This window comes from Streptomyces sp. NPDC104831, assembly GCF_055583025.1.
Window position 1 is genome coordinate 1 of the sequence record NZ_JBVJOT010000060.1, and the last position, 14,327, is coordinate 14,327.

Sequence of the window (14,327 nt, forward strand, 5' to 3'; positions counted from 1 at the left end):
TGCGTTGGCGCTTGGGTGGCCGGCGAGACCACAGAGCGCGGCGACGAGACGACGGGCGCCGAGCGGATCGGCGACTAAGCGCAAGACCGCCCCCCCCCCCCCCCCCCCCGCGACGGCAGCACAAAACCCGGTCCGGCGCCAAGGCCCCGGACCGGGAAAGTGCGGTAAAGCCCGCTGCAAGCGTTACGCGCCGCGACGGTGCTGCTGAGGACCGTCGTCCTCGTCGTCGTCGTCCTCATAGAGGTCGGCGTACCGTGCATACAGGTCGTCGTCGTGCTCATCGTCCTCGAAACGGTCGCCGTTCGGCGACTGGTTCGACGTCGATGCGCCCAGCTCCTCGGCCAGGCGTGAGAGGTCCGTCCCACCGCTGTTGTACTTCAGCTGGCGGGCGACCTTCGTCTGCTTGGCCTTGGCCCGGCCGCGCCCCATGGCTCGACCCCCTCAACGACGGGGCTCGACGGCCCCAGAGTCTGACACGCGTTCATGATCTGGAACGGACTCTCCGTGGAGAGGCCGGTCCGTAGGGCTTCCACGGTACCTGAGCCCGCGCCCATACGGTACGTCGCCCGCAGCAAGCGCGTCTGCCCAGGACCTTCGAGGCGCCCTGTCCTCGCTGGTCAGTGGCGATTTTAACCACTTATCGGGGAACGACCCGCCGGGGGAAGTGAGAGTTCTCTCGAAGTTCCCGCCGACGGGTACCGCTCATATGTGCGAACGGGTTAGCGCGCGGCGCCGTCCGCGCGGGCGTCGGCCATCCGCTGCTCGGCGATCCGGTCGGCCGCGGCGGCCGGCGGGATCCCGTCCTCCTTCGCACGTGCGAATATGGCCAGCGTGGTGTCGAAGATCTCCGACGCCTTGGCCTTGCACCGGTCGAAGTCGAACCCGTGCAGCTCGTCGGCCACCTGGATGACCCCGCCGGCGTTCACCACGTAGTCCGGCGCGTAGAGGATCCCGCGGTCGGCGAGGTCCTTCTCCACCCCCGGATGGGCGAGCTGGTTGTTGGCCGCGCCGCACACCACCTTGGCGGTGATCACCGGCACGGTGAGGTCGTTCAGCGCGCCGCCGAGGGCGCAGGGGGCGTAGATGTCGAGGCCCTCGACGCGGATCAGCTCCTCGGTGCCGGCGACGGCCGTCACGCCCTCGGGGTACTGGTCGAGGATCCGGCGCACGGCGTCCGGGCGCACGTCGGTGATCACGACCTCGGCGCCCTCCTCGCGCAGGTGCCGCACCAGCTGGTGGCCGACCTTGCCGACGCCGGCGATGCCGACCTTGCGGCCGCGCAGCGAGGGGTCGCCCCACAGGTGCTGGGCGGAGGCGCGCATGCCCTGGTAGACACCGAAGGAGGTGAGCACCGAGGAGTCGCCGGCCCCGCCGTTCTCCGGGGAGCGGCCGGTGGTCCAGCGGCACTCGCGGGCCACCACGTCCATGTCGGTGACGAAGGTGCCGACGTCGCAGGCGGTGACGTAGCGACCGCCGAGGGAGGCGACCATCCGCCCGTAGGCGAGCAGCAGCTCCTCGGTCTTGTCGCGCTCGGGATCGCCGATGATCACGGCCTTGCCGCCGCCGTGACGGAGTCCGGCCATGGCGTTCTTGTACGACATCCCGCGCGCGAGGTTCAGCGCGTCGGCCACGGCCTCGGCCTCGGTCGCGTACGGGTAGAAGCGCGTGCCGCCGAGGGCGGGGCCCAGGGCGGAGGAGTGGATGGCGATCACGGCCTTGAGGCCGCTGGCGCGGTCCTGGCAGAGCACGACCTGCTCATGACCGCCCTGGTCCGAGTGGAACAGGGTGTGCAGAACATCGGCAGGCGCGCCGGTTACGTCGGTCACTGTGGTGACTCCTGTGTACTAGCGGCGAGTGGGGACGGTCCCCGTACGGGTGGCGGGGAGCCGTGGCATGAGCGTAGAGCCTCGGCCTCGTCACCATCCGCTCAGTGTTCAGGATCACTCGCACGGAGCCCTGACGCACGCATGACCGTGGCACGATTTGCAGTGGTTTCGAGCCGGGCCCGATGGGGAGGGAGCAGGCGTGCCCAAGGTGTCCTCCGTGGTCGTCCCCTATGCCGCCTACCTGCGTGTGTACGAGCCGCTGGGCGCCTTCCCGGAGCCCGAGCGCGACCACTGGGCGCGCTACGCCCGCCGCCCCGACCGCCCCTCCTACCAGGACGAACTGCGGCGCTCCCTGGCCGACTTGGTGGCCACCCCGCCGATCGCGGTGCCGGTGCACGAGAGCGGGGACGCCTTCGTGCTGGAGGTCGACGGGGTCGTCTGCGTGTGCCCCTGGCGGACCCGGCTGCGCGGCTGGCAGGCCCTGGACGGGCTCGCGGAGGAGCTGCCCCCGCCCGTGCTGGACGCGGTGCTGCCGCCGGTGGTGCGCCGGCAGGCGGCCCAGGACTACGAGCGCTGGCTCGCCCGCAACCCGGATGCCCGCCCGTGGATCCGCACGGCGACCTGGCAGGTGCCGCTGAACTGGTTCGTGCTGGTCGCGGACGACGAGCGGCGGTACGACAAGGGGACCGCCGACGTGCCCCCGGTGCTGCGCTACCGCACGGCGATGGTGCAGGCCCGGCGCCGGGTGGCGCGGGCGCTGCGCACGCTGCGGGACACCGTCGAGGAGGGCCCGCTGATCGACGGCGTGGTGGACGTCGGCCGCTGGCTGGAGGAGTTCCACCCGCGCTCGCTGGTGGAGCTGGACTACGGCGGGCTGGTGCACGTGCTGCCGGCGGGCGAGCTGGAGGGCGACCACTCGGCGGCGGACGTGGCGGCCGGGATCGAGGCGCTGCGCCGGGGCGACGGCACGGCCGCCGGGGAGGCGTACGGGCGGCTGGTGGAGCGCTGGCGGACGGTCCGGGACCGGCGCTCCGCGAACTGAGTGACGTGCGTCACGGTCAAACCGGCCCCGGAGGACGTACGTTCTACCTCGCTTGACCATCTGACGGGACGTTGGACTCGATCTGGACTTTTGTCCCAAGGGTGATGGACAGCACTTACAAGGCCCTTGCCCAGGAAGCCACCCCTCGTGCCAAAATAGGACAAGGAGTCCGGGGAGGGCTCCGTCCGTCCCACTATGCTCCACTGTGGCCGGAATCTCAGCATTGCACGCTTTGGGGGGTCCGGTGACTCCTGAACCCCACTGTGACTGATCGTCACAGTGGGGTGACTGTCCGCTATGGCATGGTCCATCGGCATCCGTCGCTGATGAACACCTGGGAGGGCAATTCCATCGGTTTGGCCGACGCGGCTGGACAGATGGTGTAGTTGTAGTGCCGAGGACAAGCCGTTCGTCCTATAACCGACTCGACTCGCGTCCGCCATTTCGGGCAACGCGGGTCAAGGTGCAGAATTTAGAGGAAAGAACCGAGAAGGTTCGGTTCTCCCGAGGAGGCCGCTCATGACCGCTCGCACCCCTGATGCCGAGCCGCTGCTGACCCCCGCTGAGGTCGCCACCATGTTCCGCGTCGACCCCAAGACGGTCACGCGGTGGGCGAAGGCCGGCAAGCTCACGTCCATCCGCACGCTCGGTGGGCACCGCCGCTACCGCGAGGCGGAGGTCCGGGCGCTGCTGGCGGGCATCCCCCAGCAGCGCAGCGAGGCCTGAACAACCGCGTAACCGGGCAAGACGGACGGTCCCCCAACCGTCCGGGGCGCCCGAAACCTTGGCTCCACACGACGCGGGACCTGCCCCAACAGGCCCCACGCCCAAGCCGAAGAGAACGTCGTAGGCACACAGCACAGGGTGCGTCGTCGATCGCGCTGGACCCCGCCGGGTCCGGCGCGATCTTTTTTGTGCGCGGGGTGCGGGCGGGGGCGGGGCCTGTGAGCGTCCTTGTCGGAGTCTGGGGAGGCCTGTCGGAACGGCTGGGCGCGACCCCGGGTCACAGTGCAATTGCACATATTAAATTGACCCATTGTAGGAGGGGGGTAAGTTCCCCCGTTTCCCAAACTCGTGCGGTGACTCCCGTCACACGACAGGGCGCTTGCCGCTCCCGGCACGCATGGGTTAAAGAGCCGCGGCCCTCTCAGGGGCCCACGCGCGTACGGGTGTTGGGCCCGGCGGGGTCACGCGCGCCGGCGGCCCTCGCCCTCGGCGGCCTCCCGCTCGCCCTCCTGGCCCCGCGGGCCGGAGGCCATCGCCAGCCGCAGCAGGTGGTGGCAGACGGGACAGTGACGGGTGAGGTGCCGGTAGGACGTGGCGGCCGCCAGATGGGCCCTCAGAAGCGCCCGCGTCTCGTGCCTGACCGACGCCGTCATACGCCACCTCCAGGGGCCGCACAGGAGGAACGGGCCCTGCTCCCTGGGTACCGGTGGAAAGGGGCGCCGTCAAGGCCGCGCGCCGCCACCGGAAGGCCGAACAGCCGCGCGGCGGGGGCCACTTCGCGACGGCCTGGGTTCGATGCGGTCCTGACGGGATGTGCCGTGTCCGATCGCGGCTGCGCCGCGGGCGCGGCCCGTTGCCTGGCCGGGCGGGAAAGGACGAGGCCCGCGTCCCTTGCGGGATGCGGGCCTCGGCTCGATGCGGTCCTGACGGGATTTGAACCCGCGGCCTCCACCTTGACAGGGTGGCGAGCACTCCAAACTGCTCCACAGGACCTTGCTCGCGGCGCTTGTTCGTGCGTTGCGCTGCGAGAAGGACTGTACAGGAGGGTGAGGGTGCTGGTCGAACTCACCCTCCGTACCGGGTCGGCTACGGCGCCGCCGCGTCGATCGCCTTCACGATCCGCTTGTCCGACACCGGGTACGCCGTGCCCAGCGCGTGGGCGAAGTAGCTGACCCGCAGCTCCTCGATCATCCAGCGGATGTCCAGCACCTGCTGCGGCACCGGCCGGCCCCGGGGCAACTGCTCCAGCAGCCAGGCGTACTCGTCCTGCATCTCGTGCACCTTCTCCATGCGCGTGGTGTCCCGCTGCACGTTGGCCGGCATCTGCTGCAGGCGCCGGTCGGCGGCCACCAGGTAGCGCATCAGGTCGGGCAGGCGGCGTATCCCCGCCCAGGTGACGAAGCCGGGCTTCACGAGGGCGTCCAGCTGCTTGCGGACGTCCGTCAGGTTGGCGAGCAGGGCGGGGCTGCGTACGGCCTTCAGGCGCCGCTCACCGGCCTGCCAGGCGGCCAGCACCTGCTGCACCTGGGCGACCGTGCGGACCGTGGTGTCCACGATCTCCGCGCGCACCTTGTCGTACAGCTTCCGGTACGACTCCTCGTCCCACACCGGACCGCCGAAGTCCGCGATGAGCTTGTCCGCCGCCGCCATCGCGCAGTCGTCGAACAGGGCCTGGATGGAGCCGTGCGGATTCGCGGACAGGGCCAGCTTCTGCTGGTTCGTCAGCTTCTCGGACGCGAACTTCGCCGGGTTCACCGGGATGTTGCGCAGGATCAGCCGGCGGGTGCCCTTCCACATGGCCTCCGTCTGCTCCGCCTCGGTGTCGAAGAGCCGGACCGAGACCGTGTCGCCGTCGTCCACCAGCGCCGGGTACGCCCGCACCGGCTGCCCGGCCCGGCGCGTCTCGAAGACCCGGGTCAGGGCGCCGATCGTCCAGTCGGTCAGGCCCGCGCGCTCCAGGGACTCGCCGCCCTCGCGGGACGCGGTCGCCGCCGCGGCCTGGGACAGGGCCTTGCGCGCCTTCGGCTTGAGCCTGAGCTTCAGCGCCTCCAGGTCCTTGTCCTCGGCGAGCTTGCGGCGCCGCTCGTCGACGATCCGGAAGGTGATCTTCAGGTGGTCGGGGACCTTCGCCCAGTCGAAGTCGTCCGCCTCGAAGGGCACGCCGACCATCCGCTTCAGCTCGCGGGCCATGGTGACGGTCAGCGGCTCCTGGAGGGGCACCGCCCGCTCCAGGAACGCCTTGGCGTAGTTCGGCGCCGGGACGTAGTGGCGGCGGATCGGCTTGGGCAGCGAGCGGATCAGCTCGGTCACCACCTCCTCGCGCAGGCCCGGGATCTGCCAGTCGAAGCCCTCGTCCGTGACCTGGTTGAGCACCTGGAGCGGGATGTGCACCGTCACGCCGTCGGCGTCCGCGCCCGGCTCGAACTGGTAGGTGACCCTGAACTTCAGGTTGCCCTGGCGCCAGGTGTCCGGGTAGTCGGCCTTGGTGACCGCCTCCGCGGACTCCCGGATGAGCATCTCCCGCTCGAAGTCCAGGAAGTCGGGCTGCTCGTGCCGCTTGTGCTTCCACCAGGAGTCGAAGTGCGCGCCGGAGACGACGTGTTCGGGCACCCGCTGGTCGTAGAAGTCGAACAGGGTCTCGTCGTCCACGACGATGTCCCGGCGCCGGGCGCGGTGCTCCAGCTCCTCGACCTCGCTGAGCAGCCTGCGGTTGTCGGCGAAGAACTTGTGGTGCGTGCGCCAGTCGCCCTCCACCAGCGCGTTGCGGATGAACAGCTCGCGGGAGACCCCGGGGTCGATCCGGCCGTAGTTCACCTTGCGCTGGGCGACGATCGGGACGCCGTACAGCGTGACCTTCTCGTACGCCATCACGGCCGCCTGGTCCTTCTCCCAGTGCGGTTCGCTGTACGTGCGCTTCAGCAGGTGTTCCGCCAGCGGTTCGACCCACTCGGGCTCGATCCGGGCGTTGACCCGGGCCCAGAGCCTGGACGTCTCCACCAGTTCGGCCGACATCAGGAACTTCGGCTGCTTCTTGAACAGCGCCGAGCCCGGGAAGATCGCGAACTTGGCGTTGCGGGCGCCCAGGTACTCGTTCTTGTTGCCTTCCTTGACGTCCTTCATCCCGATGTGGGAGAGCAGGCCGGCGAGGAGGGAGACGTGGACGCGGTCGGCCGGGGCGTCGGTACCCGCCGGGGGCTCCTCGGGGTGGATGCCCATCTGCTTGGCGACCGTGCGCAGCTGGGTGTAGATGTCCTGCCATTCGCGGATGCGCAGGAAGTTCAGGTACTCCTGCTTGCACATCCGGCGGAAGGAGCTGGAGCCGCGCTCGCGCTGCTGTTCGCGGACGTAACGCCACAGGTTCAGATAGGCGAGGAAGTCGCTGGTCTCGTCCTTGAAGCGGGCGTGCTGCTGGTCGGCCTGGGTCTGCTTGTCGGCCGGGCGCTCGCGCGGGTCCTGGATGGACAGCGCGGCGGCGATCACCATGACCTCGCGGACACAGCCGTTCTTGGCGGCCTCCAGGACCATCCGGGCCAGCCTCGGGTCGACCGGCAGCTGCGCCAGCTTGCGGCCGGTGTCCGTGAGCCGCTTGCGGGGGTCCTTCTCGGCCGGGTCCAGGGCGCCCAGCTCCTGGAGCAGTTGCACGCCGTCGCGGATGTTGCGGTGGTCCGGCGGGTCGATGAAGGGGAACTTCTCGATGTCGCCGAGGCCGGCCGCGGTCATCTGGAGGATGACGGAGGCGAGGTTCGTCCGCAGGATCTCCGGGTCCGTGAACTCCGGGCGGGCGAGGAAGTCCTCCTCGGAGTACAGGCGGATGCAGATGCCGTCGGACGTACGGCCGCAGCGGCCCTTGCGCTGGTTGGCGCTGGCCTGGGAGACCGGCTCGATGGGCAGCCGCTGGACCTTGGTGCGGTGGCTGTAGCGGCTGATCCGGGCGAAGCCGGGGTCGATGACGTACTTGATGCCCGGGACGGTCAGGGAGGTCTCGGCGACGTTGGTGGCCAGAACGATCCTGCGCCCGGTGTGCTGCTGGAAGACGCGGTGCTGCTCGGCGTGCGAGAGCCGGGCGTAGAGGGGGAGGACCTCCGTGAACCTGTACTTCTTCTTCTCCAGCGCGTCCGCGGTGTCCCGGATCTCCCGCTCGCCGGAGAGGAAGACGAGGATGTCCCCCGGGCCCTCGGCCATCAGCTCCTCGACGGCGTCGGTGATGGCGGTGATCTGGTCCCGGTCGGCGTCCTCGGACTCCTCCTCCAGGAGGGGCCGGTAGCGCACCTCCACGGGATAGGTCCGCCCGCTCACCTCGATGATCGGGGCGTCGCCGAAGTGCCGGGAGAAGCGCTCGGGGTCGATGGTCGCCGAGGTGATGACGACCTTCAGGTCCGGGCGCTTGGGCAGCAGCTGGGCCAGGTAGCCCAGCAGGAAGTCGATGTTGAGGGACCGCTCGTGGGCCTCGTCGATGATGATCGTGTCGTACGCGCGCAGCTCGCGGTCGGTCTGGATCTCGGCGAGCAGGATGCCGTCCGTCATCAGCTTGACGAAGGTGGCGTCCGGGTTGACCTGGTCGGTGAAGCGGACCTTCCAGCCGACGGCCTCGCCGAGCGGGGTCCTCAGCTCCTCCGCGACCCGTTCCGCGACCGTCCGGGCGGCGATCCGGCGCGGCTGGGTGTGCCCGATCATGCCGCGCACGCCCCGGCCCAGCTCCACGCAGATCTTGGGGATCTGCGTGGTCTTGCCGGAGCCGGTCTCACCGGCCACGATGACGACCTGGTGGTCGCGGATGGCGTCCGCGATCGCGTCCTTCTTCTGGCTGACCGGCAGCTGCTCGGGGTAGGTGACGGCCGGCACGCGGGAGCGGCGCTCGGCCATCCGGTCGGCGGCGCGGTCGATCTCGGTCTCGATCTCGGCGAGCACGGCGGCGAGTGCCTCCGGCTTGCGGATCTTGCGCGCGCCCTCCAGCCGCCGCCCGATCCGGTGCGCGTCGCGCAGCGACAGCTCGGTCAGGCGGGGGGCGAGGGTGCCGAGGGCGGGGGCGGGATGCGTAGACATACGCGATCCAGGATCTCACCCAGGACGAAAAACACGCGAACGATTTGACCGGGGGCGGCCCGGTGCCCCCGGCCACCGACAGGCACCCCGCACGACAAGCTGCCAAAGTAACCGTTATGCCCGATAAGCGACGGTGGGCGGCGTTCAAGGCATCCCCCTTCCTGCCCGCCACGGTCCTCGTCCTCATCCTCGCCGCCGCGGCCGGCCTCTTCGCCGGCTCGTACACGTACGCCATGGCCAACCCGACCCCGCACGGCATCCCGACGGCGGTCACCGGCCGCTACGGCGAGCCGGCCGCCCGGCGCTTCATCGACGGCATGGAGAAGGCGCTGGACGCCTCGATGCGGCTGCACCCGTACGGCAGCCGGCGGGAGGCGGTACGGGCCGTGGACGAGCAGAAGGTGTTCGCGGTGCTGGACGTGCCCGCCGGCGGCCGGACGGTCTCGCTGGACGTGTCCGGGGCGTCCGGGGCGACGGTCGCCCAGGTGCTCGGGCAGGCGGCGCAGCAGGTCGGCAAGGCCACCGGCACCACCGTGGTGGTCCGCGACCTCAAGCCGCTGCAGCCGGGCGACCCCCGGGGCCTGGCCATCTTCTACATCACCCTGGCCGCCGTGATCATCGGCTTCGTCGGCGCCATCCAGCTCAGCGTGCACGCGCGGGAGCTGAACCCGGCGGAACGGATCGCTTACACCGTCGCCTACTCCGTGCTCGGCGGGTTCACGATCGCCGCGGTGGTCGACTGGTGGCTGGGCGCGGTCCGGCTGCCGTTCGTCGAGTCGTGGGCCATCCTCGCCTTCACGATGTTCACGTCCGGCATGGTGTTCACGATGTTCAACACCCTGTTCGGCCGGTGGGCCATGCTGCCGACCTGGGGCCTGATGGTGCTGCTGGGCAACCCGTCGTCCGGTGGCGCCGTCTCCTGGCCGCTGCTGCCGTCCCTGCTCGGCACGATCGGCCGCTGGCTGCCGCCCGGCGCCTCGGTGAACGCCCAGCACACCGCGGTGTACTTCCGGGGCCACCAGCACGCCGTGCCGTTCCTGGTGCTGGCGGCCTGGGCGGTCGTCTCCTGCGCGGTGTTCCTGATCTGGCGCCACCGCCACCCGGGCGGGCGCCCGCTCCGGCCGGCCGGCGAGGGGGGCCTGGAGGGCGGGGAGGGCCTGGAGAGGGCCTAGGAGACGCCCTGGGCGGGCGGGGCGGCCGGGGTGGTGGGGGCGGGCTCGGCGTGCCTGCGGGCCGTGCCCTCGCCGAGCGCGATCGACCTGGCGGTGTTGGAGACGGCCTTGATGCCCAGGTAGGCCGTGGTCATGCCGCTGACGGCGGTGAACGCGGCGGTGAGGACGCCGACGATCACCGCCTTGTCCCCGTCGAGCCGCCAGACGCCGACGACCGCGACCGTGGCGATCACGAGATTGCTGACGACGACCGCGAACAGTCCGTACCGCGCCCGGACCTTCTCCAGGTCGGTGTCCCGCCCGGCTCTGCCCTCGTTCCGGCTCATGCGCTCCCCCCGTCCCCGCGCACCTCGCGCGGTGAGGCCGAACGTAGCGCCGACCGGGCGCGGTGCCAAGGCGGCCACCGCGCGTCCGGCCGGGGCCGCCGGGGTCAGCGGCCCCCGGGCGGCGGGGACCCTTCCGGGCCGCCGGCGAGGAGGGCGGCGACGGCCCCGGGCGACCAGTGGCCGCGGGCACCGGGGCAGGAGGCGACGTAGGAGGCGACCGCGTCGGTGTCCCAGGCCCCGGCGGAGAGCAGGCCCGCGGCCAGGAAGCGGACGTAGGCGGCGGACGGGGCGACCCACGGCACGTCGTTCATGCCCCACGGCGCGGTGAAGGTCAGCACCGGCAGGCCGTCCACCTGTCCGGCGCACACCAGCGTTTCGTAGCGCCCCTCGCCGAGGAGGGCACGCCCTCGGGTGAGCACCTCCACCAGGTCCAGGTCCCCGTCGGGCCCCCGGTACATCTCCTGCGCCGCGATGTCGGCGAACTGCCCGCTGGTGACCAGGTGCGCCCGGGCCAGCACCCGCCCGTTCGCCTCCGGGTCGTAGAAGGCGCGCCCGCCGCCCCAGACGGCGGACTCGGTGGCGAAGTACATCGCGCCGGTCAGTTCCAGGGGAATCGACCGGACCGGCATGGCGGGGTCGCGGCATCCGGGGTACTCGCGGCCCGCGCCGGGCGGCCTGCCGCCCTTGATGTAGGCGGCGAGACGGTCCAGGTGGGTGTTGGAGCCGTAGGAGGTGTACCAGACCCGCTCGGGATACCGGTCGGGCGGCGGCGTCGGATCGATGCTGGGTAAGGCCTTCACCGTGGCGGGCTCCGTGGGCGTACCGGTGGGCAGGACGGGTACGAAAGAGCCCCTCTCCGTGAACGAAGAGGGGCTCTGCCCTGGTCAGGGCGGCGGTGGCTGGGGCCGGGGTCGAACCGGCGACCTTCCGCTTTTCAGGCGGACGCTCGTACCAACTGAGCTACCCAGCCACGGTGTTTCACGTGAAACACCAGCGGTCCTGACGGGATTTGAACCCGCGGCCTCCACCTTGACAGGGTGGCGAGCACTCCAAACTGCTCCACAGGACCAAGCGTGTGTGCAACAGTGTCGCACACGGTATTGCGTGCCCCCAACGGGATTCGAACCCGTGCTACCGCCTTGAAAGGGCGGCGTCCTAGGCCGCTAGACGATGAGGGCTATCGGCCCGCCTGGGCGCTTCTCAGCGCGTCGGGGACGTGAGAAGCATATGGGATGGCGAGGGGTATCGCCAAAACGGTTTACGGAAGGGCGCCGGGAGGGGTGGGCGAAGGGGACCGCGAGGCACCGGTGGCGCCGGGCTGGTTCTCGTCCACCAGGTGGCGGCTGACCTCGGCGGTCGTCAGGCCCAGCCCGCCCAGTTCGATGGCGTCCCAGGCCTGGAGCCGGCGGCTGTCCCGGTCGAAGTAGAGGACCGAGGCCTCGATCGGGGCGGGGCGCTCGTGCTCCACGGCCCGCAGCCCGCCGCCGCCGCTCGAGCCCTCCCTGCGCAGCCGGGTGCCGTACGGCAGCACCCGCGTGCCCTCGTGGTGCAGATGCCCGCAGAGCACCAGGGGGACCAGGCCGTCCGTCTCCTCGGCGGCCGTCGGCTCGTGCGCCACCGCCACGTCCACGGGGGTGCCGGCCGCCCGCTGGTCGCGCAGGGCGCTGGCCAGCCGGGCGCCCGCCAGCCGTTCGGCCGCCTCGCCGCCGGGCACCGCCGAGCGGTCGGGGGTGAACTGCGGATCGCCGGTGCCCGCGAACCGCAGGCCCGCCACCGTCACGGCCCGGCCCTCGTCCAGCACGCGCACGTTCCGCACGCGCTCCAGATAGCGCTGGGTGGTCCGGGAGTCGTGGTTGCCGCGCACCCAGACGTAGGGCACGCCCAGGTCCCCGATCGGGTCCAGGAAGCCGTTCTCCGCCGCCGTGCCGTGGTCCATCGTGTCCCCGGAGTCGACGATCACGTTCACCTGGTACTGCCTCACCAGCGAGCCGATGATCTTCCAGCTCGCCGGGTTGAGGTGGATGTCCGACACGTGCAGGACCCGGATGGTGGACGGGTCGGGGCGGTAGGCCGGAAGGGTGGACGTGGCGTCGTACAGCTTCGTCACGTTCGTCACCAGGCGCGCCAGCTCCTTCTGGTAGACGTCGAACTCCGTGACGATGCTGCGGGCGTTGCCGACCACGGACGGCGCCGAGGCGAGCAGCCCGGAGAACCTCGGCTCCAGGACCGACTTCGGGTTCCACGTGGCGTACGCCGACGCGCCCGAGGCGGCCAGCAGCACCAGGGCCAGCCCGCCGGCGGCCAGGGCCCGGCGCGGGCGGCGGTAGACGGCGAGACCGAGGGCGGTGGCCCCGCAGACCACGGCGACGCAGGAGCGCACGGCCAGGTCCCGCGTGCCGTGCCCGACGTCCCGGACGACCTCGTCCTGGAGCCCGGAGATCCGCTCCGGATGGTCGACCAGCGCCTGGGAGCGCGGCGGGTCCAGCCGCTCGACGTTCACGTCCAGGCGGACCGGGGCCGCGTGGCTGTCCAGCGAGAGCGAGCCCAGCGGGGACACGTCGATCCTGGTGCCGCCGGTGAGGGAGGGCCGCAGCGCCATCGTCGTGTCCATCGGGCCGACCGGGACCCGGACCGTGCCGGCGACCAGCAGGCCCAGCCAGGCGCCGGCGAGCACCACGGCGGTCAGGCCGAGGGCGCGTGCCCAGGGGCGGGGACGGGCGGCGAGTTCGGGCGCGGGGAGCGGGCGGGGTCGTGCGCGGTGCGGCATCCGGTGGCGCATGGTGCTCAGGGCTGCGAGGGGGACGCGGGCCATTGGTGCCGTATGCCCACGTCAAGGGGTGGATATGCGACGCCGTTCGCGGACAATGGCCGTGTGCTGGAGATGACGCGCGAGGAGTTCGAGGAACTGGTCGCCGAGGCGCTGGACCGGATCCCGCCGGAGCTGACGCGGCTGATGGACAACGTCGCGGTGTTCGTCGAGGACGAACCGCCCGCCGACGATCCCGAGCTGCTCGGGCTCTACGAGGGGACACCGCTGACCGAGCGGGGCGAGTGGTACGCGGGGGTCCTGCCGGACCGGATCACCGTCTACCGGGGGCCGACGCTCAGGATGTGCGCCAGCCGGGAGGACGTGATCGCGGAGACCGAGGTGACGGTGGTGCACGAGATCGCCCACCACTTCGGCATCGACGACGACCGGCTGCACGCCCTCGGGTACGGGTGAGCGGGGCGGCCGGCCGGGCGAGCGGGGCGCCCGGTGCCGGTGGCCGGGCGGGTGCGGCCGAACGGGGCGCCCGGCACGGGTGAACGGGGGGCGGCGGGTGCCGCCGTGCGCCCGGGGCGTGCGCGTGTCCTCTTGCGGGCGGCGGGAGTTGGGGAGGTTGACTCCGTCCCCCGCCCCGGAGGTGGCCGCCGTGCGCCCCTTGTACGTACCCGTCCGTCTGGCCGCCACCGTACTGGCCGTCACCGCCGCCGCCGGCTGTGTGAACGTGGGCCACGGCGCGGACCGGGCCCGCCCCTCCCACTCGGCGGGACGGCCCGGCGGCGAGGCACCCGACGGCGGCCCGGCCCCGGGCGTGGACGGACCCGTCGGGGCGGGCGGGGCGGCCGACGGCGCCCACGGCCATGGCGGCGAGGCGAAGCGGGGGGAGCCCGGCTCGGCGCCGCCCGCCCCGTCGGGCGGGCACAGCCCCTCGGGCGCACCGGAGAAGCCGGGGAAGCGGGGCGAGCCGGCGGAGCCCGGTCGGACCGAGGCGCCCGGCGCCCCGGCGCCGACCAAGGCCCCGCCCACGCCCCCGGCCAGCTCCGCCCCGCCCGCGCCGCCGGCCACCACGGAGCCGCCGCCCGTCACCGAGCCGCCGTCGGCCGAGCCGTCCTCCTCGGCGCACGAGGAGCCCGGGCCCCAGCTCGTCCAGCGCGAACCGGCGCCCGCGGCGGGCGCGGCCGTGTGACGCCTCCCCCTGCACCGGTGCCGGCCGGACCACTGTGACGTGGGTCAATGTCGCTCGGTTTGCCTTCAGGGGTGGTAGGTGCGTATGGTGGTAGATCGTTTGATCCCATTTGCCCGGCGCCACCACAGAGCGCGCCGTGTGGCGCGTACTCTCCTTTGCCGTGGCGGACCGCATCGAGGCGGTCGTGAGCGAATCACGGAGTTGACGGGCGCGTGCCGACGAGACTCCGGAAGGTTTCGCAT

At 71.7% G+C, this 14,327-nt stretch carries 12 protein-coding genes and 4 tRNA genes; 5 read left to right on the plus strand and 11 right to left on the minus strand.

All coding sequences use genetic code 11. The features are described 5' to 3' along the window. Positions 1–183: 183 nt before the first annotated feature. Both ACZ63H_RS31520 and ACZ63H_RS31525 read right to left on the minus strand, forming a co-directional pair. Positions 184–429 (minus strand): DUF3073 domain-containing protein, encoded by a 246-nt coding sequence (locus ACZ63H_RS31520; RefSeq protein ID WP_318202591.1) that lies wholly within the window; start codon positions 427–429, stop codon positions 184–186. A gap of 290 nt (positions 430–719) precedes the next feature. Beyond that, a complete protein-coding gene (locus ACZ63H_RS31525) occupies positions 720–1,826 on the minus strand; it encodes a Leu/Phe/Val dehydrogenase (protein WP_469870949.1) in 1,107 nt (368 codons plus the stop codon). A gap of 199 nt (positions 1,827–2,025) precedes the next feature. Here ACZ63H_RS31525 and ACZ63H_RS31530 point away from each other — a divergent pair, with 199 nt between their 5' ends. Further along, a complete protein-coding gene (locus ACZ63H_RS31530) occupies positions 2,026–2,868 on the plus strand; it encodes a DUF8083 family protein (RefSeq protein WP_469870951.1) in 843 nt (280 codons plus the stop codon). Positions 2,869–3,387: 519 nt separating this feature from the next. Next, complete coding sequence (gene bldC, locus ACZ63H_RS31535) at positions 3,388–3,594, plus strand: developmental transcriptional regulator BldC (RefSeq protein ID WP_003949541.1); 207 nt, start codon at positions 3,388–3,390, stop codon at positions 3,592–3,594. A 461-nt stretch (positions 3,595–4,055) separates the two neighbouring features. On the opposite strand, the gene ACZ63H_RS31540 is transcribed toward bldC, so the two are convergent. The 3 genes from ACZ63H_RS31540 to hrpA all read right to left on the minus strand — a co-directional run bounded on the left by ACZ63H_RS31540 (position 4,056) and on the right by hrpA (position 8,637). Further along, a complete protein-coding gene (locus tag ACZ63H_RS31540) occupies positions 4,056–4,247 on the minus strand; it encodes a DUF6274 family protein (protein ID WP_469870953.1) in 192 nt (63 codons plus the stop codon). 265 nt (positions 4,248–4,512) lie between these two features. Then, positions 4,513–4,587: transfer RNA gene (locus tag ACZ63H_RS31545), tRNA-Asp, on the minus strand. A gap of 93 nt (positions 4,588–4,680) precedes the next feature. Next, the gene (gene hrpA / locus ACZ63H_RS31550) at positions 4,681–8,637 is read right to left on the minus strand and encodes an ATP-dependent RNA helicase HrpA (protein ID WP_469870955.1); all 3,957 of its coding nucleotides are present in this window, start codon (positions 8,635–8,637) and stop codon (positions 4,681–4,683) included. A gap of 116 nt (positions 8,638–8,753) precedes the next feature. On the opposite strand from hrpA, the gene ACZ63H_RS31555 reads away from it, so the two are divergent. After that, positions 8,754–9,809, plus strand: a complete 1,056-nt coding sequence (locus ACZ63H_RS31555; RefSeq protein ID WP_469870957.1) for an ABC transporter permease — start codon at positions 8,754–8,756, stop codon at positions 9,807–9,809. On the opposite strand, the gene ACZ63H_RS31560 is transcribed toward ACZ63H_RS31555, so the two are convergent. The 6 genes from ACZ63H_RS31560 to ACZ63H_RS31585 all read right to left on the minus strand — a co-directional run bounded on the left by ACZ63H_RS31560 (position 9,806) and on the right by ACZ63H_RS31585 (position 12,947). After that, the gene (locus ACZ63H_RS31560) at positions 9,806–10,135 is read right to left on the minus strand and encodes a hypothetical protein (RefSeq protein ID WP_469870959.1); all 330 of its coding nucleotides are present in this window, start codon (positions 10,133–10,135) and stop codon (positions 9,806–9,808) included. The genes ACZ63H_RS31555 and ACZ63H_RS31560 overlap by 4 nt on opposite strands. Before the next feature lie 104 nt (positions 10,136–10,239). Further along, complete coding sequence (locus tag ACZ63H_RS31565; RefSeq protein WP_469870961.1) at positions 10,240–10,935, minus strand: histone deacetylase; 696 nt, start codon at positions 10,933–10,935, stop codon at positions 10,240–10,242. A gap of 96 nt (positions 10,936–11,031) precedes the next feature. Continuing rightward, positions 11,032–11,105, minus strand: a tRNA-Phe gene (locus tag ACZ63H_RS31570). Positions 11,106–11,129: 24 nt separating this feature from the next. Then, a tRNA-Asp gene (locus ACZ63H_RS31575) sits at positions 11,130–11,204 on the minus strand. Between the two features lie 36 nt (positions 11,205–11,240). After that, positions 11,241–11,313 (minus strand) — tRNA-Glu (locus ACZ63H_RS31580). 80 nt (positions 11,314–11,393) lie between these two features. Continuing rightward, positions 11,394–12,947, minus strand: a complete 1,554-nt coding sequence (locus ACZ63H_RS31585) for a metallophosphoesterase (protein ID WP_469870963.1) — start codon at positions 12,945–12,947, stop codon at positions 11,394–11,396. A gap of 60 nt (positions 12,948–13,007) precedes the next feature. Here ACZ63H_RS31585 and ACZ63H_RS31590 point away from each other — a divergent pair, with 60 nt between their 5' ends. Beyond that, positions 13,008–13,358: a metallopeptidase family protein gene (locus ACZ63H_RS31590; protein ID WP_030619698.1), complete on the plus strand. Its 351-nt coding sequence runs from the start codon at positions 13,008–13,010 to the stop codon at positions 13,356–13,358. Positions 13,359–13,548: 190 nt separating this feature from the next. After that, complete coding sequence (locus ACZ63H_RS31595) at positions 13,549–14,085, plus strand: hypothetical protein (protein WP_469870965.1); 537 nt, start codon at positions 13,549–13,551, stop codon at positions 14,083–14,085. The last annotated feature ends 242 nt before the right edge of the window (positions 14,086–14,327 follow it).

Coding starts and splice junctions, on each gene's coding strand:
- ACZ63H_RS31520 (WP_318202591.1), bottom strand. CDS start 429: ATGGGGCGCGGCCGGGCCAAGGCCAAGCAGACGAAGGTCGCCCGCCAG.
- bldC (WP_003949541.1), top strand. CDS start 3,388: ATGACCGCTCGCACCCCTGATGCCGAGCCGCTGCTGACCCCCGCTGAG.
- ACZ63H_RS31540 (WP_469870953.1), bottom strand. CDS start 4,247: ATGACGGCGTCGGTCAGGCACGAGACGCGGGCGCTTCTGAGGGCCCAT.
- hrpA (WP_469870955.1), bottom strand. CDS start 8,637: ATGTCTACGCATCCCGCCCCCGCCCTCGGCACCCTCGCCCCCCGCCTG.
- ACZ63H_RS31555 (WP_469870957.1), top strand. CDS start 8,754: ATGCCCGATAAGCGACGGTGGGCGGCGTTCAAGGCATCCCCCTTCCTG.
- ACZ63H_RS31560 (WP_469870959.1), bottom strand. CDS start 10,135: ATGAGCCGGAACGAGGGCAGAGCCGGGCGGGACACCGACCTGGAGAAG.
- ACZ63H_RS31585 (WP_469870963.1), bottom strand. CDS start 12,947: ATGGCCCGCGTCCCCCTCGCAGCCCTGAGCACCATGCGCCACCGGATG.